Here is a 22,456-nt window from a genome sequence, read left to right as displayed (position 1 = left end):
CCGGGAGGGCGGCTCTCTCGCCGGCGCACCACCGGCCGGAACGGCGGCCCTCTCGTCGGCGGGCCACCGACCGGGGCACCGGACCGCCTCGCCAGCAGGCCGCCGACCAGGGCAGCGACCACCTCGCCAGCAGGCCGCCGACCAGGGCAGCGACCACCTCGCCAGCAGGCCGCCGACCAGGGCAGCGGCCACCTCGCCAGCAGGCCGCCGACCAGGGCAGCGGCCACCTCGCCAGCAGGCCACCGACCAGGGCAGCGACCGCCTCGCCAGCAGGCCGCCGACCGGGGCACCGGACCGCCTCGTCAGCGGGCCGCCGCCTCGTCCTCCACCGTGCGGTCGCGCCCCGCCATGACGCCCACCACGATCTGCGGCACCATCAGCGCGCTCATCAGTGCGATCGGCAGGCCCCAGCCGCCGCTGTGCTGGTAGAGCACGCCCACCAGCAGCGGGCCGGGGATGGAGATCAGGTAACCGGTGCTCTGCGCGAAGGCGGACAGCTGGGCGACGCCCGCCCCCGTCCTCGCCCGCATCCCGACCATGGTCAGTGCGAGCGGGAAGGCGCAGTTGGAGACACCGAGCAGCAGGGCCCAGGCCCAGGCACCGCCGACCGGGGCGAAGTACAGGCCGGCGTATCCGGCGAGGCCGCACAGGCCCAGGACCAGCACGATCGGGCCCTGGTGGGGCAGGCGGGTCGCCACGCGCGGGATGACGAAGGCGAGCGGCACGCCCATCACCATGATCACGGCGAGCAGCAGCCCGGCGGTGCCGGCGGACACCCCCGAGTCGCGGAAGATCTGGGCCATCCACCCCATCGTGATGTAGGCGGCGGTGGCCTGGAGGCCGAAGAAGACGGCGAGCGCCCAGGCCGTACGGCTGCGGGTGATCCGCAGTGGGGGCTGTTCGGCGGACTGCTCGGGCTGCGGTCGAGGCGACGGCGTGGACGGCGCCTTGCGGTCCCGCACGAAGGGGATCCACGACACGATGGCCACCGCCGGCAACACGGCCCACACGGTGAGGCCCGACTGCCAGTGACCGCCCAGCGCGTTCGTCACGGGCACGGTCGCCGCTGCGGCGGTGGAGGTGCCGAAGGCGAGGGCCATCGAGTACAGGCCGGTCATGGAACCGACCCGGTCGGGGAAGTAGCGCTTGACGATGACCGGCATCAGGACGTTGCTGACCGCGATGCCCATCAGCGCGAGTGCGGTGGCGGCCAGGAAGCCCGCCGTGCCGCCGGCGTACGGGCGTACCAGCAGGCCGGCCGTGATGGCGGCCATGCCGGCGCAGACCACCGCGCCGGGCCCGAAGCGGCGGGCCAGCCGGGGGGCGGTGACGCCGAAGACGGCGAAGCAGAGCGGGGGCACGGAGGTGAGCAGTCCGGCGACGCTGCCGCTCATGCCGAGCCCGTCGCGGACCTCTTCCAGGAGCGCGCCCAGGCTGGTGATGGCGGGGCGCAGGTTGAGCGCGGCCAGGACGATGCCGAGGACGAGCAGCCGTGTGGTCCACGCCGTCCACGCGCGCGTGGAGGGCGCCTCGCCGGGTGCCTCGCGCCCACCGCGCTCCGTACGCGTCTCCGTACGTGTCTCCGTACGTGTCTCCGTACGTGTCTCCGTACGGGTTTCGTCACCAGCCATGAGACCCATCATAGAATCATGGGATGATTGATGGTCCACTCGCGTGCGAAGGTGAGCCATGCCCCTGAGTCATCCGCGTCGTTCGGCGCTGTCCGAGCAGGTCATCGCGGCGCTGCGCCAGCAGATCGCCTCGGGTGAGTGGCCGGTCGGCTCCCGCATCCCGACCGAGCCCGAGCTGGTCGAGCAGCTCGGTGTCGCCCGGAACACGGTCCGCGAGGCGGTTCGCGCGCTGGCGCACAACGGTCTGCTGGACATCCGCCAGGGCTCGGGCACGTACGTCGCGGCGACGAGCGAGCTGGCGGGCGTGATGCAGCGCCGCTTCGCCGACGCCGACCCCCGGCACATCGCCGAGCTGCGTTCCACGCTGGAGTCGGCCGCGGCCCGGCTCGCCGCCGAGCGGCGTACGGAGAGGGACCTCAAGCAGCTCGACGCGCTGCTGGTGCGCCGCGAGGAGGCCTGGGAGTCGGGTGACGCGGAGGCGTTCGTGACGGCGGACACGACCTTCCACCTGGCCGTCGTGGCCGCCTCGCACAACGACGTGATGACGGCGATGTACGCGGATCTGGGCGAGGTGTTGCGGGACTGGCTGCGCGGGGACGTGGGCAGCGAGCTGACGCCCGAGACGCGCATGGACCACACCCGGCTGGTCGACGCGATCCGCGCGGGGGACGTCGGCACGGCGGGTACGGAGGCGGCGGGTTACCCGTTCCTGTGCCGTCCCGGCCGGTTCAGTCCGCCCTCCGGTGGCTGACCCACGCCGACCCGACGTCCTTCCAGCACCGCCCCTCCAGACGTACGGTCTGCGCGGGCCAGGCCTCGGCCGCCGGTCCGTCGCTGTCGAGGTCCCACCAGCGGGCGCACTCGATGTGCAGGCGCACGTGATCGGTCTCCGGGTACGGGTTGTGGCAGTACGCGGTCACGTCGGAGTCCTCGACCCGGACCCTGCACTCGGCGCCGAAGGGCTGGAGCGACGCGGTGTCCCCGGCGGGCACGCGCGCGTGGGACCTCGCTTCGTACGGCAGGACCAGCACGCAGGCGAGGGCGAGGGTCGCTGAGGCCAGGCGGGCGAGTGGACGCACAACGGGACCTCCTCGGCCGTACTGGGGAGGAAAAGCGTGCACGAGGCACGCACCTCAGCCTGCGCCGCCGTACGCCGCGCCGCCCGGCCGGCTGAGCCGAACGGGTGACACGTCGCGGGCCCGCACCCCGAGCGGGATGCGGGCCCCGTGAGGCGGTCGGTCAGGCGCCGACGGCGTGCAGTCCGCCGTCGACGTGGACGATCTCGCCCGTGGTCTTCGGGAACCAGTCGCTGAGCAGCGCTACGACACCGCGGCCGGCCGGCTCCGGGTCCTTCAGGTCCCACTCGAGCGGGGCGCGGTTGTCCCAGACGGAGGCCAGCTCGGCGAAGCCCGGGATGGACTTGGCGGCCATGGAGCCGATCGGACCGGCCGAGACCAGGTTGCAGCGGATGTTCTGCTTGCCCAGGTCACGGGCCATGTAGCGGCTGGTGGCCTCCAGCGCGGCCTTGGCCGGGCCCATCCAGTCGTACTGCGGCCAGGCGTACTGCGCGTCGAAGGTGAGGCCGACGACCGAGCCGCCGTTCTGCATCAGCGGCAGGCAGGCCATGGTGAGCGACTTCAGGGAGTACGCCGAGACGTGCATGGCGGTGGCGACCGACTCGAACGGCGTGTTCAGGAAGTTGCCGCCGAGGGCGTCCTGCGGGGCGAAGCCGATGGAGTGCACGACGCCGTCGAGGCCGCCCAGCTCCTCACCGACGATGTCGGCCAGGCGGCCGAGGTGCTCGTCGTTGGTGACGTCCAGCTCGATGACCTTGGTGGGCTTGGGCAGCTTCCTGGCGATGCGCTCGGTCAGGGTGGGCCGCGGGAAGGCCGTCAGGATGATCTCGGCGCCCTGCTCCTGGGCCAGCTTGGCGGTGTGGAAGGCGATGGAGGACTCCATCAGCACACCGGTGATCAGGACGCGCTTGCCCTCGAGAATTCCGCTCATGGTGTTCAGTGACCCATTCCCAGTCCGCCGTCAACGGGAATGACGGCTCCAGTGATGTACGAGGCGTCGTCCGAGGCGAGGAACCGCACCGTCGCGGCGATCTCCTCCGGCCGCGCGTACCGTCCCAGCGGCACCTGCGACACGATGTTCGCCCGCTGCTCGTCGGTGAGCACCTTGGTCATGTCGGTGTCGACGAAACCGGGCGCGACGACGTTGAAAGTGATGTTGCGCGACCCCAGCTCACGGGCGAGGGAGCGCGCGAAGCCGACCAGACCGGCCTTGGAGGCGGCGTAGTTCGCCTGGCCCGCGGACCCGAGGAGACCGACCACCGACGAGATGAGGACGACGCGGCCCTTCTTGGCGCGCAGCATGGCGCGGTTGGCGCGCTTGACGACGCGGAAGGTGCCGGTGAGGTTGGTCTCCACCACGGAGGTGAAGTCCTCCTCCGACATGCGCATCAGGAGCTGGTCCTTGGTGACGCCGGCGTTGGCGACCAGAACCTCCACGGGACCGTGGGCGTCCTCGATCTCCTTGTAGGCCTGCTCCACCTGCTCACTGTCGGTGATGTCGCACCTGACGGCCAGGAAGCCCTCCGGCGGCTCACCCGAGCGGTACGTGATCGCGACGTTGTCCCCGGCGTCGGCGAAGGCGCGGGCGATGGCGAGGCCGATGCCCCGGTTTCCTCCGGTGACGAGAACCGAGCGGCTCAACGGATCACCCTTTCCCTAGCGGTCGTACACCCGCCAGGGCACCCGTACGGCGGGCGGCGACGGCAGGCGGCTTCCTCGAAAACCTATCGGTCCCCCGCCTCGCTCAGAGACTCGGGCACCCACAGTGGCTTACGGGGCTGTCTGTCGGGTCCCCACAGAACCGGTGCCGCTTCAGCCTTCCGTGCCGGGCGCGTGGGCGAGCAGGCCTTCTGCCCGAGCGGTCTCCAGCATCCCGCGGTCGTAGGTCACCAGGGCCGTCAGGTCGTCCCGCAGCGAGAGTGCGCTGGCCACGTGGATCGCGTCCAGTGTCCGCAGCCGCCCGACGAGCAACGCCGCGCCGTCACGTACCTCTCGGGTGAGGAGGATCTCCGTGACCCGGGCATCCAGATCATCCATCGCCTTCGGAAAGTGCCCCACGAGATCGAGAGTCCGTACGGTCTCGACGAAACCGAGCGTGCTGGTGGCGAGCGGCTCCGTGGCCCGCTGCTGCAAGGGCGAAGCGGACCAGGGGGAGGCCGTCGTCCAGGGTGCGCTGCCACTTGGGCAGCAGGAAGTCGATGGTCAGTGCCTCTTCCCGGGTGGGCGGGCACACGTCGTCGCCCTCGCCGAACTGGGCGAGCCAGGCGTTCACGTCTCCCCAGCGCCACACCGGCGAGCGTCCGGCGATCCCCTCGGAGTCCGGGAAGGGCCGCTTGTCCTGCCGTCGCTCACCGCTCACCCACTGCTGGACGTTCTGCCGCGACCGCTCGACGCGCTCGGCGATGTCCGAGACGCCGACGAGATCGGGACCGACCCGCACCAGTCTCAGATCGGGCAGGGAGCTGCGCAGCCGTACGACGATGCGGTGGGCCGCGTCGATCGCGTTGACCCCGCTCTCGGAGACGTCCAGGAAGTGCCGGCCCCGGTGTCGGGTCAGCACTCCGTCGAACGTGTCGTGGATGATCTCGACAACCTTGTCGTCGTCGATCCCGATCCCGTCCACCACGAAGTTGAACTCATACTTCATGACGCCCCCAGCCCCCCATGCGTATGCCGGTCTGCGTTTCCCGGTATCTGCTTCCGTGCCTCTCACTCCAGGGAACGCCCCCTGGCGCAAGCTTCGCCGACCTCGACGGCGCTGTCACTTGACAACGCCCCCTCGGAGAGCCACGCGCGGGTCGTCCGGAGGCAGCGGGCACCACTTCGCCTTGCGGGCCATTCGACGGGCTTCCTGACCGGGGTTCTTCGGAGTGCCGCCAACGCGGATCACCGTGCAGTGGTCCGGGCACGGGCAGTACAGCGTGCCCCAGTGCGCCTCCGACGCCAGCCTCCGCCCGTCGTCGACGAGTCGCTTGAGAACCGCCCGGACCTCCTTGCTCGGATGGTCCGCCGCAGCGACCTCACGTCCGACCACGCACGCCGCCACAAGCCGTCACCCGTCGCAGAGTTGACCGTCGACTCGAGCGGAGCGACAACCCCACCCGCCTCCACTGACACTGGCCGAAACCACAACTCGGGTGACGGGGAGGGACGTTGCGGAAGATGACCGTCAACTACGGTCGAACGGGACGCGGCGCGTCCGGAGCGCCGACCGCGCACTCGGCCCACACCGTCTTGCCCGGTCCGGACCGCCCCGCCACACCCCAGCGGTCGGCGACGGCCTCCACGAGCAGCAGCCCCCTCCCGCCGTCGGTGTCCGTAGAGGGCTGCGCCGCCGACGCGACGGGCTCCGGACGACCCGGATGGGTGTCGGACACCTCGACGCGGACAAGTCCTCGGGACCGGTCGTACGTGAGCCGCAGCTCGAAGTCGCGTCCGGGGACGTGGCCGTGCAGAACCGAGTTGGCGACGAGTTCGGCCACCACGAGGGTGACGGCGTCGGAGGCCGGGCTGCCGTAGGGCAGGTGCCACAGGTCGAGCCGGTGGGTGGCGAGTCTGCGGGCGAGGCGCGCGCCCCGGCGGGTGGCGGAGAACCGCTGAGCGAACACACTTACGGTTACGGCCTCTTGGGTCCACGGTGCTGGCATGCGCTCAGCGTTCCGGGCCGTTCCCGGCCGCCAACAGGGACGACACCCATACAGGCGTGGCTGTATCAGTGCACACTCTGGACTGGGTGGGTAACTCCCCGTGACCCTGGACGGACGAGGCAGGGTTGTGCGGGGCATGGACCGCGGCGGACACGGGAGGCGGGCGGCGATGAGGGCGGACAGCGGCGGAGGCGGCGGCACGAACGGCACGGAGGCCGAACTCTCCGACAGCCTCAAGACCTTCGGCGCGGTCCTCAAGGCCCTGCGCGAGGAATCCGGGCTGACCCAGGAGGAGTTCGCCCTGCGGGTGCGGTACTCGGCAGCGTACGTCGCCAAGATCGAGCAGGGGAAGCGGTTCCCGCCGGCCGATCTGCCCGCGCGGGCGGAGGAGGTGCTGGGGGCGGTCGCGGTCAAGGTCCTCACGGCGGCGGCCAAGAGTCTGACGCGGAGGGCGGGGCTGGCGTCGTGGTTCCGGCAGTGGGCGGGCGTCGAGGAGGAGGCGATCTCCCTGTACGCGTACGAGTGCCGGGCGGTCCCCGGGCTGTTGCAGCCGGAGGGGTACGCGCGGGCGGTGTTTGAGCGCAATCTGCCGCCGCTCTCGCAGGAGCAGATCGAACGGCAGGTGTGCGCAAGGCTGGAGAGGCAGGAGCTTCTGGCATCGCGGCCGAACACTGCCTTCAGCTTCGTCGTCGAGCAAGGCATTCTGGAGCGGTGCGTTGGGGGAACCATCGTCGCCAACGAAGTCATCGACCACCTTCTCCTCGTTGGGCAACGGCACAACGTGGAGATCCAAGTCATGCCGCTTCGACAAGAGGAGCACTGTGGCGTCGAAGGACAGATGTACCTTGCTGAGACGCCAACTCACCAGTGGATCGGCTACACCGAGGGGCAGCGATCCAGCAACCTGCTCACTGCTCCGAACGACCTGAGTGTCCTCCTCCAACGCTATGGCAAACTGCGTGCCCAGGCCCTGGACTGCCGGGCTACCGTGAGCCTGTTGGAACAGATGCGAGGAGCACTATGAGCACCACTGATGAGCTGCGCTGGTTCAAGAGCAGCTACAGCGGGGGCGAGGGTGACAACTGCGTCGAGGTCGCCGTGCGCCCCGAGGCGGTCCACATCCGCGATTCCAAGGACAAGAGCATTCGGCCTCTCGCCGTCACGCCGGCCACCTGGGCGGCGTTCGCGGCTCTCGCGGCCGAAGCGTCTGTGGACAGCTGAGTTCTCGTCGTACGCGACGGCATCGGGTGGGTACGGGAGTCGTTGTCCCCGTACCCACCCGATGCCGTGTACCCACCCGATGCCGTCGCGTCTGTTCCACGCCTGCTCGTCCCCGCCGAACAGGCCTGCGCCCAGCTGATCGGGCTCGGACTCGGTGAGGTGGCGGCGGCCGGGCGGCTCGAAGCTGACGTGGACGGTGTCTGTCGCCCTTGGACCGGAACCGGTGCGGCCGGAAGCGAACAGGTGCCTCTCCGGCCGACGGGGTCTTTCGGGTGTCCCGTGGTTTCCCTCCGCAGGCATCACCCTTTTCCAGTGAGCCCAAGGAGTGGGACATGGTTCACTGCCTCCGATGGTCACCACAGGCAAGCGCCCGAAGGGATCTCCCCCGTGCCTCACAGCATCGACGAAGCCTTCACGGCACTCCCCCTACGCGCCCTCGCCGACGCGGCCCTCGCCCGCGCGCGTGCCCTCGGGGCGGAGCACGCCGACTTCCGCCTGGAGCGGGTGCGCAACGCGTCCTGGCGGCTGCGGGACGCGAAGCCCGCGGGGTCGTCGGACACCACCGACCTCGGGTACGCGGTGCGGGTGGTGCACGGCGGTACCTGGGGTTTCGCGTCCGGCGTCGACCTGACCCCGGACGCCGCGGCCAAGGTCGCCTCGCAGGCGGTGGCGATGGCGAAACTGTCCGCGCAGGTGATCCGGACGGCCGGGTCGGACGAGCGGGTGGAGCTGGCCGGCGAGCCCGTGCACGCCGACCGGACGTGGGTGTCGTCGTACGAGATCGATCCCTTCACCGTGCCCGACGCGGAGAAGGCGGCCCTCCTCGCCGACTGGAGCGCGCGGCTGCTGGCGGCCGACGGGGTCGATCACGTGGACGCCTCGCTGCTCACCGTGCACGAGAACAAGTTCTACGCCGACACCGCCGGGACGGTGACCACACAGCAGCGGGTCCGGCTGCACCCGGTGCTCACCGCGGTGTCGGTGGACGACTCCAGCGGCGAGTTCGACTCCATGCGCACCCTTGCGCCGCCGGCCGGGCGCGGGTGGGAGTACCTGACCGGGACCGGCTGGGACTGGGAGACGGAGCTGGCCGAGATTCCGGAGCTACTGGCCGAGAAGATGCGGGCGCCGAGCGTGGAGGCGGGGCTGTACGACCTGGTCGTCGACCCGTCGAACCTGTGGCTGACCATCCACGAGTCCGTCGGGCACGCCACCGAGCTGGACCGCGCCCTCGGCTACGAGGCCGCCTATGCCGGGACCTCCTTCGCCACCTTCGACCGGCTCGGCAAGCTGCGCTACGGCTCCGAGCTGATGAACGTCACCGGCGACCGCACCGCCGAGCACGGGCTGGCGACCATCGGGTACGACGACGAGGGCGTCGAGGGCCAGTCCTGGGACCTGGTGAAGGACGGCACGCTGGTCGGCTATCAGCTGGACCGGCGGATCGCGAGGCTCACCGGGTTCGAGCGGTCCAACGGATGCGCCTACGCCGACTCCCCCGCCCATGTGCCCGTGCAGCGCATGGCCAACGTGTCGCTGCGGCCGGACCCCGGCGGGCTGTCGACCGAGGACCTGATCGGCGGCGTGGACCGCGGGATCTACGTCGTCGGGGACCGCTCCTGGTCCATCGACATGCAGCGCTACAACTTCCAGTTCACCGGTCAGCGCTTCTTCCGGATCGAGAACGGGCGGCTCGCGGGGCAGCTGCGGGACGTGGCCTACCAGGCGACGACCACCGACTTCTGGGGGTCCATGGCGGCCGTCGGCGGCCCGCAGACGTACGTCCTGGGCGGCGCCTTCAACTGCGGCAAGGCCCAGCCCGGCCAGGTCGCGGCCGTCTCGCACGGCTGCCCGTCCGCCCTCTTCAAGGGAGTCAACATCCTCAACACCACCCAGGAGGCGGGCCGATGAGCGCCGGTACCAACAAGCCGCACGAGGTCGTCGAGCGGGCGCTGGAGCTGTCCCGGGCGGACGGGTGCGTCGTCATCGCCGACGAGGAGTCCACCGCCAACCTGCGCTGGGCGGGCAACGCGCTCACCACCAACGGCGTCACGCGCGGGCGCACGCTCACCGTCGTCGCCACCGTCGACGGGCGGCAGGGCACGGCGTCCGGGGTCGTGTCCCGCTCGGCCGTGACCGTGGACGAGCTGGAGCCCCTGGTGCGGGCCGCCGAGGCCGCCGCGCGGGGTGCCGGACCGGCCGAGGACGCGCAACCGCTGGTCACGGGCGTGCCGGCCTCGCCCGACTTCACCGACGCGCCCGCCGAGACCTCGTCGGCCGTGTACGCCGACTTCGCGCCGGCCCTCGGGGAGGCGTTCGCCCGCGCGCGGGCGGGCGGGCGGGAGCTGTACGGCTTCGCCAACCACGAGCTGACGTCGACGTACCTGGGCACGTCCACGGGACTGCGGCTGCGGCACGACCAGCCCAACGGGACGTTGGAGCTCAACGCCAAGTCGCCGGACCGGACCCGGTCTGCGTGGGCGGGGCGGGCCACGCGGGACTTCAAGGACGTCGACCCGGCGGCCCTCGACGCCGAGCTGGCCGTACGGCTGGGCTGGGCCGAGCGGCGGGTGGAGCTGCCCGCGGGCCGGTACGAGACGCTGCTGCCGCCGACCGCGGTGGCGGACCTGCTGATCTACCAGTACTGGTCGGCCTCCGGGCGGGACGCGGTCGAGGGGCGCACGGTGTTCTCCAAGCCGGGCGGCGGCACCCGGGTCGGCGAGCGGCTGGGCGAGCTGCCGCTGACCCTGCGCAGTGATCCGCACGAGCCGGGTCTGGAGAGCGCGCCCTTCGTGGTCGCGCACTCCTCGGGCGGTGACCAGTCGGTGTTCGACAACGGGCTGCCGGTGGCGGCGACGGACTGGATCCGCGCGGGCGGGCTGCACCGGCTGACGACCACCCGGCACAGCGCCGCACTGACCGGTCTTCCGGTGGCCCCGGCGATCGGCAACCTGGTCCTGGACGGCGGCGGCGACCGCTCCCTGGACGAGATGGTCGCGGGCACCGAGCGCGGGCTGCTGCTGACCTGCCTCTGGTACATCCGCGAGGTCGACCCGGCGACGCTGCTGCTGACCGGGCTGACCCGGGACGGCGTCTATCTCGTCGAGCACGGCGAGGTCGTCGGCGAGGTGAACAACTTCCGGTTCAACGAGTCGCCGGTGGATCTGCTGGGCCGGGCCGCGGAGGCCGGGCGCACGGAGAAGACGCTGCCCAGGGAGTGGGGCGACTGGTTCACCAGGGCCGCGATGCCCGCGCTGAGAGTGCCGGACTTCAATATGAGCTCTGTCAGCCAGGGCGTATAACCTCGTACCTGATTACGAGACCACCCTAGGAGACAAGAGAACCGTGACGGACATCGTCGACGAGCTGAAGTGGCGCGGGCTGTTCGCCCAGTCCACCGACGAGGACGCTTTGCGCAAGGCGCTCGCGGACGGTCCCGTCACGTTCTATTGCGGTTTCGACCCGACCGCGCCGTCGCTGCACGTGGGGCATCTGGTGCAGGTGCTCACCGTGCGCCGGCTCCAGCAGGCCGGTCACCGGCCGCTGGCGCTGGTCGGCGGGGCCACGGGTCAGATCGGCGACCCGCGCCCGACCGCGGAGCGCACGCTGAACTCGCCGGAGACCGTCGCGGGCTGGGTCCAGCGGCTGCGCGGCCAGATCGAGCCGTTCCTGTCCTTCGAGGGCGAGAACGCCGCGGTGCTGGTCAACAACCTCGACTGGACCGAGAACCTGTCGGCGATCGAGTTCCTGCGGGACATCGGCAAGCACTTCCGGGTCAACAAGATGCTGACCAAGGACTCCGTCGCCCGGCGGCTGGAGTCCTCCGAGGGCATCAGCTACACGGAGTTCAGCTACCAGCTGCTCCAGGCGATGGACTTCCTCCAGCTCTACCGGCGCTACGGCTGCACGATGCAGCAGGGCGGCAGCGACCAGTGGGGCAACCTCACGGCCGGCCTCGACCTGCTGCACCGGCTGGAGCCGGACGCGTCCGTGCACGCCTACGCGACGCCGCTGATGACCAAGGCGGACGGCACCAAGTTCGGCAAGACCGAGGGCGGCGCCGTCTGGCTCGACCCGGAGATGACGACGCCGTACGCGTTCTACCAGTTCTGGCTGAACGTGGACGACCGGGACATCTCGACTTACCTGCGCATCCTGTCGTTCCGCTCCCGTGAGGAGCTTGAGGAGCTGGAGCGGCAGACCGAGGAGCGTCCGCAGGCACGGGCAGCGCAGCGTGCGCTGGCCGAGGAGCTGACGACGCTGGTACACGGCGCCGGTCAGACGGCCGCCGTGATCGCCGCGTCCAGGGCCCTCTTCGGCCAGGGCGACCTGGCCGAGCTGGACGAGCGGACGCTGGCCGCGGCCCTCTCCGAGCTGCCGCGCGTCGAGGTCGCCGAGCCGGGCCCGGTCGTCGACCTGTTCGCCGAGGTCGGTCTGGTGGCCAGCAAGTCCGCCGCCCGCCGCACGGTGAAGGAGGGCGGCGCCTACGTGAACAACGTCAAGGTCACCGGCGAGGACGCCGTCCCCGCCAAGGAGGACCTGCTGCACGGGCGCTGGCTGGTGCTGCGCCGCGGCAAGAAGAACCTGGCCGCGGTGGAGGTCACCGGCGCCTGAGCGGACGCGCGCGAGGGGCGGCCCCCGGTGCCGCACGGCTGCCGGGGCCCGCCCCTTCGCCGTACGGGAGGCCGGCCCCTTCGCCGTACGGGGTTGGTCCTGGGCCGTCAGGCCCGTTCGCGCCGCCGGTTGCCGCGTACCGACATGTAGGCCGCGTCGCCGAGGCCGACGACGATGATCGCCGCCACCAGCTGGAACAGGTGCCGCCACCAGTCGATGCCCGACGTCGCCTCGACGCCGGCCGCGCGGGCGATCGCGTTGCCGGCGATCGCTCCGATCATGCCGCAGATGGTGGTCAGCCACAGCGGCAGGTGCTGCTTGCCGGGGATGATCGCCTTGGCGATCAGACCGAGCACGAATCCCACGATGATCGCCCACAACCAGCCCATGGCTGCCTCCTCGTCCGGCTCTACGCGAACAGTGCCGCCAGTCTTCGGCCGTACCGCGGACGGCGCACGCCGGATACCGCCGAACGGCGGACGGCGCCTACGCGGCGCGGCGCACGCCGGGCGGACGGAACGGGGTGCCCCGCCCTCGTGAGCGGGGCGCGTGCGGCGTAATCTGGGGAGTTGTCCGGGACCGCAGACCCCGAGGGGCCGCGGACCGAAGCGGGGCGGGGAGTCCGATACGGGCGGATGGTGGAACGAGATGCGGAAGCAGAGTGCCGGCGGCAGCGCCGAGGTGTTCCGGATCACCGGGGCCCGGACGGGCCTCCAGGAGGACGTGCGCGGGCGGCAGCGCCGGTACGTCATCTCCATGTCGATCCGTACGGTGTCGGTGATCCTCGCGGTCTGCCTGTGGAACGTGGAACGGCACGTCGCGATCGTGGCCCTGATCCTCGGGGCGGCCCTGCCGTACATCGCGGTAGTGATCGCCAACGCCGGGCGTGAGAACGCGCCATCCTTGCCGACGACGTTCGTGACGGCGCCCACCCGGACGATGATCATGCCGCCGCGGGCCGAGGACGGGGCCGCGGAACCCGTCCCGGGGGGCACCGCGGCGGATCCGGGACCGGGCGCGGCCGGTGAGCCGCACACCCGGCCGTGACCGCCGGGTGAGACCGTCGGCCGGGACCGGGGGCCCCTCGGGACGGGCGTCGATTCCGCGCCAGGCCGAAGAAATGCTCAGATGAATCGTGTGGTTCCGGTGCCGGGCCATGGGTGGCCCGTGACATACTTCGTACGCGCTCCGCATCCCCCGTCGGAGCGACGGACCGACGCCGGGCAGCTCCCCCCGTGGCTGCTCGGCGTCGCCTTGTGTGTGGCCCTCGTACGTGGATCTGTGAGACGCATCTGTGAGTGACGAGACCGCCCCGACCTGCTCCGCCAAGGGCTGCCGCTCGGCCGCCGTGTGGGTGCTGGCGTGGAACAACCCGAAGGTCCACACGCCGGAGCGGCGCAAGACCTGGATCGCGTGCGACGAGCACCGGGAACATCTGTCCCAGTTCCTCGGAGCGCGGGGCTTCCTCAAGGACGTGGTCCCGCTCGCCGAGTGGGAAGCCCCGGACGACCCAGGCAGGCCCTAACCCCCGATCGCCGACATCGGCCGGTCGGGCTGGACGAACGTCGGGTCGTCCAGGCCCGCGCCCGCCTTCTTGCCCCACATGGCCAGCCGCCAGACGCGGGCTAACTCCTCGTCGGGGGCGTCGGAGCGCAGAGCCGCGCGCAGGTCGGTCTCCTCGGTGGCGAACAGGCAGGTGCGCACCTGGCCGTCGGCGGTCAGGCGGGTGCGGTCGCAGGCCGAGCAGAACGGACGGGTGACGGAGGCGATGACGCCGACGCGGTGCGGGCCGCCGTCCACGAGCCAGCGCTCGGCGGGTGCCGAGCCGCGCTCCCCTGAGCCCTCGGCGGTCAGCTCGAACCGGGTGCGCAGGGAGGTCAGGATGTCACCGGCGGTGACCATGCCCTCGCGCTTCCAGCCGTGCTGGGCGTCCAGGGGCATCTGCTCGATGAACCGCAGCTCGTAGTCGTGCTCGACGGCCCAGTCGAGCAGGTCGGGCGCCTCGTCGTCGTTGAGCCCCGGCATCAGGACGCTGTTGACCTTGACCGGGGTGAGCCCGGCCTCGCGGGCGGCCTCCAGGCCCTCCAGGACGTCCTTGTGGCGGTCCCTGCGGGTGAGGGTCTTGAAGACGTCCGGGCGGAGGGTGTCCAGCGAGACGTTGACCCGGTCCAGGCCCGCCGCCTTCAGGGCCGTCGCCGTGCGCCTGAGGCCGATGCCGTTGGTGGTGAGGGACATCTGCGGGCGCGGGGCGAGGGCGGCGACGCGCTCGACGATGCCGACCAGGCCGGGGCGCAGCAGCGGTTCCCCGCCGGTGAAGCGGACCTCCTCGATGCCGAGGTGGGTGACCGCGATGTCGATGAGGCGGACGATCTCGTCGTCCGTGAGCAGGTCGGGCTTGGCCAGCCACTGCAGGCCCTCTTCGGGCATGCAGTAGGTGCAGCGCAGGTTGCAGCGGTCGGTGAGCGAGACCCTCAGGTCAGTGGCCACTCGGCCGTAGGTGTCGATGAGCACGTGGGCCCCCTCCCTCGACGCGGATCGGCGGAGCGCTTCTCTCCTCCGACACGTCGAGCCTACGTGACCGGTCCGACATCGACAGCCTCCCGATCCCACGACGGCCGGCGCGGCCGCGTCGTAGGGAGCTACGAGCGGCCGCGCCGGCCGGTGGCCTCAGTGCGCGCCGGTGCCGGTCAGGGACCGGACCTCCAGCTCCGCGTACTTGGCCTCGTCGGGCTTCTCCTTCGACACGACGGTGCCGAGCCAGCCCATCAGGAAACCGAACGGGATGGAGATGATGCCCGGGTTCTTCAGCGGGAACCAGGCGAAGTCGACGTCCGGGAACATCGCCTTCGGGTCGCCGGAGACCACGGGTGAGAACAGCACCAGGCCGACGGCGACGATCAGGCCGCCGTAGATCGACCACAGGGCGCCCTGGGTGGTGAACCGCTTCCAGAACAGGCTGTAGAGGATCGTCGGCAGGTTGGCGGACGCGGCGACCGCGAAGGCCAGGGCCACCAGGCCCGCCACGTTCAGGTCGCGGGCGAGGGCGCCGAGGGCGATGGAGACGATGCCGATGAAGACGGTCGCCCAGCGCGCCGCCCTCATCTCCTCCTTCTCGGTGGCCTGCCCCTTGCGGATGACGTTGGCGTAGATGTCGTGCGCGAAGGACGAGGACGAGGCGAGGGTGAGGCCGGCGACCACGGCGAGGATGGTCGCGAAGGCCACCGCCGAGATCGTGGCGAGCAGGATCGCGCCCCAGGCCGAGTCGACGCCGCCGACGTGCAGCGCGAGCAGCGGCGCGGCCGTGTTGCCGGACGGGTTGGACGCGATGATCTCGTCCTTCCCGATGAGCGCGGCGGCACCGAAGCCGAGGGCGATGGTCATCAGGTAGAAGGCGCCGATGATGCCGATCGCCCAGTTCACGGACTTACGGGCGGCCTTGGCGTTGGGCACCGTGTAGAAGCGGATCAGGATGTGCGGCAGGCCGGCGGTGCCGAGCACCAGGGCGATGCCCAGGGAGATGAAGTCGAGCTTGGTGGTGCCGCTCACGCCGTACTGGAGACCGGGCTCCAGGAAGGCGGCGCCCGCACCGCTGTTGTCGGCGGCCTTGCCGAGCAGGTCGGAGATGTTGAAGTCGAACTTCAGCAGCACCAGGAAGGTGATCAGGATGGTGCCGCCGATCAGCAGCACGGCCTTGACCATCTGGACCCAGGTGGTGCCCTTCATGCCGCCGATGGTGACGTAGACGATCATCAGGACGCCGACGAGGGCGACGATGAGCACCTTGCCCGCGTCGGAGGTGATGCCGAGCAGCAGCGAGACGAGGATGCCCGCGCCCGCCATCTGGGCCAGCAGGTAGAAGATCGAGACGACGATCGTGGAGGTGCCGGCGGCGGTGCGCACGGGGCGCTGGCGCATGCGGTACGCGAGAACGTCGCCCATGGTGTAGCGGCCGGAGTTCCTGAGCGGCTCGGCGACCAGGAGCAGGGCGACCAGCCAGGCGACCAGGAAGCCGATGGAGTACAGGAAGCCGTCGTAGCCGAAGAGGGCGATGGCGCCGGCGATGCCGAGGAAGGACGCGGCCGACATGTAGTCGCCGGAGACGGCGAGGCCGTTCTGGAAGGCGCTGAACTGGCGGCCGCCCGCGTAGAAGTCGGCGGCGTCCTTGGTCTGGCGGCCCGCCCAGACGGTGATGAACAGCGTCGCGACGACGAAGACCGAGAAGAGCGTGATGATGAGCGGCCGGTGCTCGCTCGCCTCGTTGGCGGCGAGTTCGGCGGCGAAGACGGTCTGTGCGGGGCTCATGCGCCGCCCTCCATCCGGGACTTGATGGCCTCGGCCTTGGGGTCGAGCTTCGCGGCGGCGTACCGCGAGTACCACCAGGCGATGAGGAACGTGGTGAGGAACTGGGCGATGCCGAAGACGAACGCGACGTTGATGTTGCCGAAGAGCTTGGTGCCCATGAAGCCGCCTGCGTAGTTCGACAGCAGCACGTACAGCAGGTACCAGGCCACGAAGGCGATCGTCAGCGGGAACGCGAAGGAGCGGAAGGCGCGGCGGAGTTCGGCGAACTCGGCGCTCTGCTGCACTTCGGAGAACTCCTCGGCGGAGGGGAGTCGGTGTTCCTCTTTCGAGGGGGGCGGTGCGTCGGTGGCCACGGAGTCTCCTCGTACGACGGACATGACGGCTGAACCTCGCTGTTCTCGCAGGGAACCGGTCGTGCTCGGGCTCCCTGCCCAACGACACGGCGCCCCGCGGGGACCGGTTCAACACCCGTGGCACTTTCCGAAGTCACCCTCGGCGGGTCATTGCTGGCCAGCGGCTTCGGGAGATAGCTTCACCCTGCACCACTACGTCATGTACCTGATGTACCTGTCCGGGCCGTACCCGTGTCCCGGGCAGGTGTCGTTTGCCGGATGATGTGGAGACCCCATGGATCATCTGCGTTCCCCGAGTGACCCGTGCTCCAGGCGCAGGCTCGCCCTCGCGGTGCCGGTCGCACCGGGCGTGACGGTGTCGGGCGCCCGCATGGGCGACGGCCCGCAGGCACCTCCGCAGGCACCTCTGCCTCACTGCCACGCACCGGCATCACGGGTTGCCCGAGTTTTCCCGATGGACTGGAGACACCACGCATGACAGCACCTCACCCGCGTCACCGCCGCGCCCTCGCGATCCCGGCCGGCCTGGCCGTGGCCGCGTCGCTGGCGTTCCTGCCGGGCACCCCGGCCGCCGCGGCCCCCGCGACGGCGGCCGCCCCCTCGGCGGCGGCGGACGCGACCTCGCTCAGCTACGTCGTCAACGTCTCCCACGGCCACCGCCCTTCGGCCACCGTGCGGCGGGCGATAGCCAAGGCGGGCGGCACGATCGTCACGTCGTACGACCGGATCGGCGTGATCGTCGTCCACTCCGCCAACCCCGACTTCGCCAGGACCGTCCGCAAGGTGCGCGGCGTCCAGTCGGCCGGTGCGACCCGCACGGCGCCGCTGCCCTCGGCCGCGACCACCGACACGGGCGCGCCGCGGGTGCTCGGCGGCAAGGAGCTCACCGCCGCGAAGGCCGAGGCCCAGGCCGCCGGGGGCCAGGACCCGCTGGAGCCGCTCCAGTGGGACCTGCCCGCCATCAAGGCGGACAAGGCGCACGAGAAGTCGCTGGGCAGCGAGAAGGTGACCGTCGCCGTCATCGACACCGGGGTCGACGACACCCACCCGGACATCGCCCCCAACTTCGACCGTGCGGCCTCCGTCAACTGCGTGGCGGGCAAGCCGGACACCACGGACGGCGCCTGGCGGCCGAGCGCGGCGGAGAGCCCGCACGGCACCCACGTGGCCGGGGAGATAGCCGCCGCCAAGAACGGCATCGGCATGACCGGCGTGGCGCCCGGGGTGAAGGTCGCCGGCATCAAGGTGGGCAACCCGGACGGCTTCTTCTACACCGAGGCCGTGGTGTGCGGCTTCATGTGGGCGGCCGAACACGGCGTCGACGTGACCAACAACAGCTATTACACCGACCCGTGGTACTTCAACTGCAAGGACGACCCGGACCAGAAGGCGCTCGTCGAGGCCGTCTCGCGGGCCTCGCGGTACGCGGAGAAGAAGGGCGCGGTCAACGTCGCCGCGGCCGGCAACGAGAACTACGACCTCTCCTCCGACGAGATCACCGACCCGTCCTCCCCGAACGACACCACGCCCGGTGACCGGGTGGTCGACCCGTCGGAGTGCCTGGACATCCCGACCCAGTTGCCGGGTGTCGTGACCGTCGCGGCGACCGGCGCGAAGGGCCTCAAGTCGTCCTTCTCCAACCACGGTCTGGGTGTCATCGACATCGCCGCGCCCGGCGGCGACTCGACGGCTTACCAGACGCCGGCACCGCCCGCCACCAGTGGCCTGATCCTGGGCACACTGCCCGGCGGCAAGTGGGGCTACATGGCCGGTACGTCGATGGCCTCGCCGCACGTCGCGGGCGTCGCCGCCCTCATCAAGTCGACGCACCCGCACGCCTCCCCGGCCATGGTCAAGGCCCTGCTGTACGCCGAGGCCGACGCCACGCCGTGCACCAAGCCGTACGACATCGACGGCGACGGCAAGGTCGACGCGGTGTGCGAGGGCTCGAAGAACCGCAACGGCTTCTACGGCTGGGGCATGGCCGACGCGCTGGACGCGGTGAGCTGGTAACCGGCACGCGCGCGTGCCGCTGACCTTCCGTCACGCGCGCGTACAACGGGTTCGGCAGGACCGTCGTCGTGTACCCGCGACGGCCCTGCCGCCCAGGCGCCCCGACGGTGCGCCCCGCCACGGCCGGCTCCTCCGGAACTTGCCCGGATCCGGTGACTTGGTGAGGATCCTGGGGTGACCTCGACACGCCCCCCGGCCCGGACCGCCGACGCCGGACGCCACCCGCGGCCCCCCGGCACCGGCCGGACCGTGGCCGTACTCGCGCTGGTGGCAGTCGGCGCGCTGATACCCGTGCTCGGTCCGGTCCCCGCCCTGCACGGCACCGGGGAGGCCGAGGCACCCGGCACCGGTGGCATAGCCCTGCTGCGCACGGTGCTCTTCGCCGCGCTGAGCGTTCCGCTCGGCGAACTCCTCGTAGGCCGCCTGGCCCGGTCGCTGCCCGCCGCTCCCCCGGCCAGGCCCCGCAGCTGGTCGCCGTACGCGGCCACCGCCGGTTTCGTCGCCGCGCTGGTGGTGGCGTCGGTGGTGGCGACCGGCAACCTCGTGCCGGACAGCGCGGCCGACATCGACGTCGGCGGCCTCTACGCGTCGCGCGACGGCAAGCTCGCGCTCCTGGAGGTCAACGGGTTCCTCGCCGCGGGGCTGTGTGCCACCTCGCGCCGGTCCGGGCTCCAGGTCTGGCCGCTGGCCGCCGTGACCGTCGCGGAGGCGCTGCGCGCACACCCCACGACCGAGTACAGCCCACTGCTCGGCTCCGGTCTGACCCTGGTCCATCTGACGTGCGCCGCACTGTGGGTGGGCGGCCTGCTGTACGCGCTGCGGACCCTGCGGGGGTGGCGGGGAGCGGAGGCGGGGCCGGCCCTGCTCGGCCTCTACGCACGCGTGGCGGCCGTTCTGCTGGCCGCCCTCACGGCGACCGGGGTGTGCAGTTCGCTGCGCCGGATGCCGCCGGGCACGATCGCGGAGCAGTTGACGGACACGGCGTACGGCCGTGTCCTGCTCGCCAAGGTGCTGCTGGTGGCCGCCGTCGCCGTCCTCGCCCTGTGGGCCAGGGTCCGGCTGAGCCGCGCGGCCGACCCGCTGACCGCCTGCTCACCCGCGCGCGCGGAGGTCGTCGCGCTGGGCGTGGTGGTCGCGGTGTCGGGGCTCCTGACGGCCCTTCCGGTGCCGATCCGGTGGTGAGCGCGCGGCGGGGTGCCGCAACGCTCCCCGGCCACGCGGAATCTGACGGAACGGGCCCCCTGCGGGACCGGGGTGTCGGTTCCGGCCCGTATCCTCATTGACCATGCTCGAAGACCGCACGACCGCAGCGCCGTCCGCCACGGCGTGGCCGGCCGCGTATCCGCAGGGGTACGCGGTCGTCGACGTGGAGACCACCGGCCTGGCCCGCGACGACCGCATCATCTCCGCGGCCGTCTACCGGCTGGACGCCCGCGGCGAGGTCGAGGACCACTGGTACACCCTGGTCAATCCGCAGCGCGATCCGGGGCCGGTGTGGATACACGGCCTGACGAACGACGTGCTCCGGGACGCGCCGCTCTTCCCGGACGTCGCCGAGGAGTTCGCGGCCCGGCTCGACGGGCGGGTCCTCGTCGCGCACAACGCGGTCTTCGACTGGCAGATGATCGCCCGTGAGTACGCGCGCGCGAGGAGCGAGGCGCCGGTGCGTCAACGGCTGTGCACCATCGCCCTGTCCAAGGCCCTGGACCTGCCGCTGCCCAACCACAAGCTGGAGTCGCTGGCCGCGCACTTCGGCGTCGTACAGCAGCGCGCGCACCACGCGCTGGACGACGCGCGGGTGCTGGCGGAGGCGTTCCGGCCGAGCCTGCTCGCCGCGGCGGCGGGTGACGTGCGGCTGCCGCTGCACGAGTGCCGGCCGCTGACCGAGTGGTCGGACCGGTCCGCGCCCCGGATCGGACAGCAGGCGGGCTACGGAAGCTATCGGCCGAACAGTTGGCGCCCCGCTCGTAAAAGGCCCGCATGCCCCCATCCCAACCCGGGCCGATACGAAGAGGGCAAACCGCTCAAGCAGGGCATGCGGGTCGCCTTCTCGGGTGACACCTCCGTCGAGCGGGACCTGCTGGAGGACCGCGCGACCGAGGCGGGACTGCACGTCGCCACCAGCCTGTCCCGGCTGACCAGCCTGCTGGTCACCAACGACCCCGACTCGGGCACCTCCAAGGTGGTCAAGGCCCGCCAGTTCGGCACGCCGGTGGTGGACGAGGCGGCTTTCGGGCAGCTGCTCGCGGATGTCGAGCCCGCGGACCACTGAGCCGCGCGCCAGTCGCACGGCGGCCGCGCGACAGCCGTGCGACGGCCGCGCGTCAGCCGTGGCTCGTCGCGGGCGGGCCGTACGGACGGGTGATTCCGGGCGACTCGCCCGGCGCCCGCTCGCCCGCGTCGCGGCCACGGCCCACCCTGTGGCGCATGGCGACATGTGAAGTCTGCGGCAACAGCTACGGAATGACCTTCGAGATCCACGCCCAGGGAGCGGTGCACGTCTTCGACTGCTTCTCCTGCGCGATCCACCGGATGGCCCCCATCTGCGAGCACTGCCGGGTGCAGATCATCGGCCAGGGTGTCGAGGTCGAGGGCCACTGGTACTGCGGCGCCCACTGCGCCCGCGCCGAGGGGAGGGCGGGAATCGTCGACAAAGTCTAGCCCCCCGGGTCCACGGCCGGCGCCGGCGCGGACCCGTACCCGCCGCATCGCACCCCACGACCGAGTTGTACCGTCGTGGGGTGTACCGCTTCCTGTTGTGCCGCCAGTGGGTGATCCTCACGCTGGTCGCCGTGCTGCTCATCCCCACGATGATCCGGCTGGGCCTGTGGCAGATGCACCGTTACGAGGAACGCACCGCACGGAACGACCTGGTCGCGCAGGCGCTCGACGCCGCGCCGGTGCCGGTGGAGTCGCTCACCGCGCCCGGCAGGAAGATCACCACGCACGAGCGGTACCGCTCCGTGACCGCGACGGGCCGCTTCGACGCGGACCACGAGGTCGTCGTCCGCCGCCGCACCAACTCCGACGACAACGTCGGCTACCACGTGCTGACCCCGTTCGTCCTGAACGACGGCAGGGTGCTGCTGGTCAACCGGGGGTGGGTCCCGGCGGACGGCCCGAGCCAGACCGAATACCCCGAGGTCCCGGCGCCGCCCCGGGGGGAGATCACCGTCACCGGGCGGCTGATGCCCGACGAGACGACCGAAGCGAGCGGCATCAAGGATCTCGAGGGCCTGCCGGACCGGCAGATCATGCTCGTCAACAGTGAGCAGCAGGCCGCGCGCCTGGACGCCCGGGTGCTCGGCGGGTACGTCGTCCTGACCGAGCCGGAGCCGGAGAACGGCACCCCGGAGCCGATCGGCAAACCCGGCAACGAGGACGCCGCGCTGAACTTCGCGTACGCGATCCAGTGGTGGCTGTTCTCCGCGGCCGTACCGGTCGGCTGGTGGTTCCTGGTCCGTCGCGAGAAGCGCGACCGGGAGGCCGCCGCTGACGTGGAGCGGGCGCGGGCGGAACCCGCGTCGGTGTAGCCGCCAACGGGGCGGTCCGGGGAAGCGCGAGCGGACCCGATTGCTCCGCCCGCGGTCGGGAAGACG

General features: G+C 71.4%; 24 protein-coding genes. 13 read left to right on the top strand and 11 right to left on the bottom strand.

Going from position 1 to position 22,456, the window contains the following annotated elements:
• Nucleotides 1–302: 302 nt before the first annotated feature.
• Entirely contained in the window at nt 303–1,643 is a 1,341-nt protein-coding gene (locus ACGFYH_RS27710) for a CynX/NimT family MFS transporter (RefSeq protein ID WP_393805897.1), read from the bottom strand.
• A gap of 46 nt (nt 1,644–1,689) precedes the next feature.
• On the opposite strand from ACGFYH_RS27710, the gene ACGFYH_RS27705 reads away from it, so the two are divergent.
• Nucleotides 1,690–2,382 carry a FadR/GntR family transcriptional regulator gene (locus ACGFYH_RS27705; RefSeq protein ID WP_393805896.1) on the top strand — a complete coding sequence of 231 codons (693 nt, stop codon included), beginning with the start codon at nt 1,690–1,692 and terminating at the stop codon, nt 2,380–2,382.
• Here the strand turns inward: ACGFYH_RS27705 and ACGFYH_RS27700 are convergent.
• From ACGFYH_RS27700 to ACGFYH_RS27675, 6 genes are all read right to left on the bottom strand, one after another.
• Entirely contained in the window at nt 2,360–2,710 is a 351-nt protein-coding gene (locus ACGFYH_RS27700) for a hypothetical protein (RefSeq protein ID WP_393805895.1), read from the bottom strand. The two genes, ACGFYH_RS27705 and ACGFYH_RS27700, sit on opposite strands and share 23 nt — an antisense overlap.
• Nucleotides 2,711–2,870: 160 nt before the next feature.
• The gene (gene fabI / locus ACGFYH_RS27695) at nt 2,871–3,638 is read right to left on the bottom strand and encodes an enoyl-ACP reductase FabI (RefSeq protein ID WP_210964296.1); all 768 of its coding nucleotides are present in this window, start codon (nt 3,636–3,638) and stop codon (nt 2,871–2,873) included.
• 5 nt (nt 3,639–3,643) lie between these two features.
• On the bottom strand, nt 3,644–4,348 hold the full coding sequence (gene fabG / locus ACGFYH_RS27690; protein WP_393805894.1) for a 3-oxoacyl-[acyl-carrier-protein] reductase: 705 nt from the start codon (nt 4,346–4,348) through the stop codon (nt 3,644–3,646).
• 171 nt (nt 4,349–4,519) lie between these two features.
• Nucleotides 4,520–4,744, bottom strand: coding sequence for a hypothetical protein (locus tag ACGFYH_RS27685; protein WP_393805893.1), 225 nt, complete (start codon nt 4,742–4,744; stop codon nt 4,520–4,522).
• Nucleotides 4,737–5,354, bottom strand: coding sequence for a helix-turn-helix transcriptional regulator (locus ACGFYH_RS27680; RefSeq protein WP_393805892.1), 618 nt, complete (start codon nt 5,352–5,354; stop codon nt 4,737–4,739). Before ACGFYH_RS27680 ends, ACGFYH_RS27685 begins: the two co-directional genes overlap by 8 nt.
• Nucleotides 5,355–5,880: 526 nt before the next feature.
• Nucleotides 5,881–6,354, bottom strand: a complete 474-nt coding sequence (locus ACGFYH_RS27675) for an ATP-binding protein (protein ID WP_393805891.1) — start codon at nt 6,352–6,354, stop codon at nt 5,881–5,883.
• Nucleotides 6,355–6,523: 169 nt separating this feature from the next.
• On the opposite strand from ACGFYH_RS27675, the gene ACGFYH_RS27670 reads away from it, so the two are divergent.
• The 5 genes from ACGFYH_RS27670 to tyrS all read left to right on the top strand — a co-directional run bounded on the left by ACGFYH_RS27670 (nt 6,524) and on the right by tyrS (nt 12,189).
• On the top strand, nt 6,524–7,378 hold the full coding sequence (locus ACGFYH_RS27670; protein WP_393805890.1) for a helix-turn-helix domain-containing protein: 855 nt from the start codon (nt 6,524–6,526) through the stop codon (nt 7,376–7,378).
• Nucleotides 7,375–7,575, top strand: coding sequence for a DUF397 domain-containing protein (locus ACGFYH_RS27665; RefSeq protein WP_393805889.1), 201 nt, complete (start codon nt 7,375–7,377; stop codon nt 7,573–7,575). Before ACGFYH_RS27670 ends, ACGFYH_RS27665 begins: the two co-directional genes overlap by 4 nt.
• A 387-nt stretch (nt 7,576–7,962) precedes the next feature.
• Complete coding sequence (locus tag ACGFYH_RS27660) at nt 7,963–9,486, top strand: TldD/PmbA family protein (RefSeq protein ID WP_393805888.1); 1,524 nt, start codon at nt 7,963–7,965, stop codon at nt 9,484–9,486.
• Nucleotides 9,483–10,877 carry a metallopeptidase TldD-related protein gene (locus tag ACGFYH_RS27655; protein WP_393805887.1) on the top strand — a complete coding sequence of 465 codons (1,395 nt, stop codon included), beginning with the start codon at nt 9,483–9,485 and terminating at the stop codon, nt 10,875–10,877. The genes ACGFYH_RS27660 and ACGFYH_RS27655 overlap by 4 nt, the downstream gene beginning before the upstream one ends.
• A gap of 43 nt (nt 10,878–10,920) precedes the next feature.
• The gene (tyrS, locus tag ACGFYH_RS27650; RefSeq protein ID WP_393805886.1) at nt 10,921–12,189 is read left to right on the top strand and encodes a tyrosine--tRNA ligase; all 1,269 of its coding nucleotides are present in this window, start codon (nt 10,921–10,923) and stop codon (nt 12,187–12,189) included.
• A gap of 107 nt (nt 12,190–12,296) precedes the next feature.
• Here the strand turns inward: tyrS and ACGFYH_RS27645 are convergent, their stop codons facing one another.
• The gene (locus ACGFYH_RS27645) at nt 12,297–12,578 is read right to left on the bottom strand and encodes a GlsB/YeaQ/YmgE family stress response membrane protein (RefSeq protein WP_393805885.1); all 282 of its coding nucleotides are present in this window, start codon (nt 12,576–12,578) and stop codon (nt 12,297–12,299) included.
• 259 nt (nt 12,579–12,837) lie between these two features.
• Between ACGFYH_RS27645 and ACGFYH_RS27640 the strand changes: the two genes are divergently transcribed.
• A complete protein-coding gene (locus ACGFYH_RS27640) occupies nt 12,838–13,236 on the top strand; it encodes a DUF3099 domain-containing protein (protein ID WP_393805884.1) in 399 nt (132 codons plus the stop codon).
• Nucleotides 13,237–13,483: 247 nt separating this feature from the next.
• Nucleotides 13,484–13,714 (top strand): hypothetical protein, encoded by a 231-nt coding sequence (locus tag ACGFYH_RS27635; RefSeq protein ID WP_393805883.1) that lies wholly within the window; start codon nt 13,484–13,486, stop codon nt 13,712–13,714.
• Here ACGFYH_RS27635 and moaA read toward each other — a convergent pair.
• The 3 genes from moaA to ACGFYH_RS27620 all read right to left on the bottom strand — a co-directional run bounded on the left by moaA (nt 13,711) and on the right by ACGFYH_RS27620 (nt 16,844).
• Nucleotides 13,711–14,700, bottom strand: a complete 990-nt coding sequence (moaA, locus tag ACGFYH_RS27630) for a GTP 3',8-cyclase MoaA (RefSeq protein ID WP_393805882.1) — start codon at nt 14,698–14,700, stop codon at nt 13,711–13,713. The genes ACGFYH_RS27635 and moaA overlap by 4 nt on opposite strands.
• 156 nt (nt 14,701–14,856) lie before the next feature.
• The gene (locus ACGFYH_RS27625) at nt 14,857–16,491 is read right to left on the bottom strand and encodes a cation acetate symporter (RefSeq protein ID WP_393805881.1); all 1,635 of its coding nucleotides are present in this window, start codon (nt 16,489–16,491) and stop codon (nt 14,857–14,859) included.
• Nucleotides 16,488–16,844 carry a DUF485 domain-containing protein gene (locus ACGFYH_RS27620; protein WP_393805880.1) on the bottom strand — a complete coding sequence of 119 codons (357 nt, stop codon included), beginning with the start codon at nt 16,842–16,844 and terminating at the stop codon, nt 16,488–16,490. Before ACGFYH_RS27620 ends, ACGFYH_RS27625 begins: the two co-directional genes overlap by 4 nt.
• A gap of 474 nt (nt 16,845–17,318) precedes the next feature.
• Between ACGFYH_RS27620 and ACGFYH_RS27615 the strand changes: the two genes are divergently transcribed.
• The 5 genes from ACGFYH_RS27615 to ACGFYH_RS27595 all read left to right on the top strand — a co-directional run bounded on the left by ACGFYH_RS27615 (nt 17,319) and on the right by ACGFYH_RS27595 (nt 22,390).
• Nucleotides 17,319–18,857, top strand: a complete 1,539-nt coding sequence (locus ACGFYH_RS27615) for a S8 family serine peptidase (protein WP_393805879.1) — start codon at nt 17,319–17,321, stop codon at nt 18,855–18,857.
• Nucleotides 18,858–19,031: 174 nt separating this feature from the next.
• Nucleotides 19,032–20,039 (top strand): CopD family protein, encoded by a 1,008-nt coding sequence (locus ACGFYH_RS27610; RefSeq protein WP_393805878.1) that lies wholly within the window; start codon nt 19,032–19,034, stop codon nt 20,037–20,039.
• Nucleotides 20,040–20,142: 103 nt separating this feature from the next.
• Nucleotides 20,143–21,129, top strand: coding sequence for a DEDDh family exonuclease (locus ACGFYH_RS27605; protein WP_393805877.1), 987 nt, complete (start codon nt 20,143–20,145; stop codon nt 21,127–21,129).
• Nucleotides 21,130–21,284: 155 nt separating this feature from the next.
• The gene (locus ACGFYH_RS27600; protein ID WP_393805876.1) at nt 21,285–21,518 is read left to right on the top strand and encodes a hypothetical protein; all 234 of its coding nucleotides are present in this window, start codon (nt 21,285–21,287) and stop codon (nt 21,516–21,518) included.
• Nucleotides 21,519–21,598: 80 nt separating this feature from the next.
• On the top strand, nt 21,599–22,390 hold the full coding sequence (locus ACGFYH_RS27595) for an SURF1 family protein (RefSeq protein WP_393805875.1): 792 nt from the start codon (nt 21,599–21,601) through the stop codon (nt 22,388–22,390).
• Nucleotides 22,391–22,456 lie beyond the last annotated feature (66 nt).

The sequence above is a fragment of the Streptomyces sp. NPDC048392 genome, from assembly GCF_043200575.1.
Taxonomy (GTDB): Bacteria; Actinomycetota; Actinomycetes; order Streptomycetales; family Streptomycetaceae; genus Streptomyces.
The sequence above is the reverse complement of the archived record's forward strand: the minus strand, read 5'-3'. Positions and strand labels throughout refer to the sequence as shown.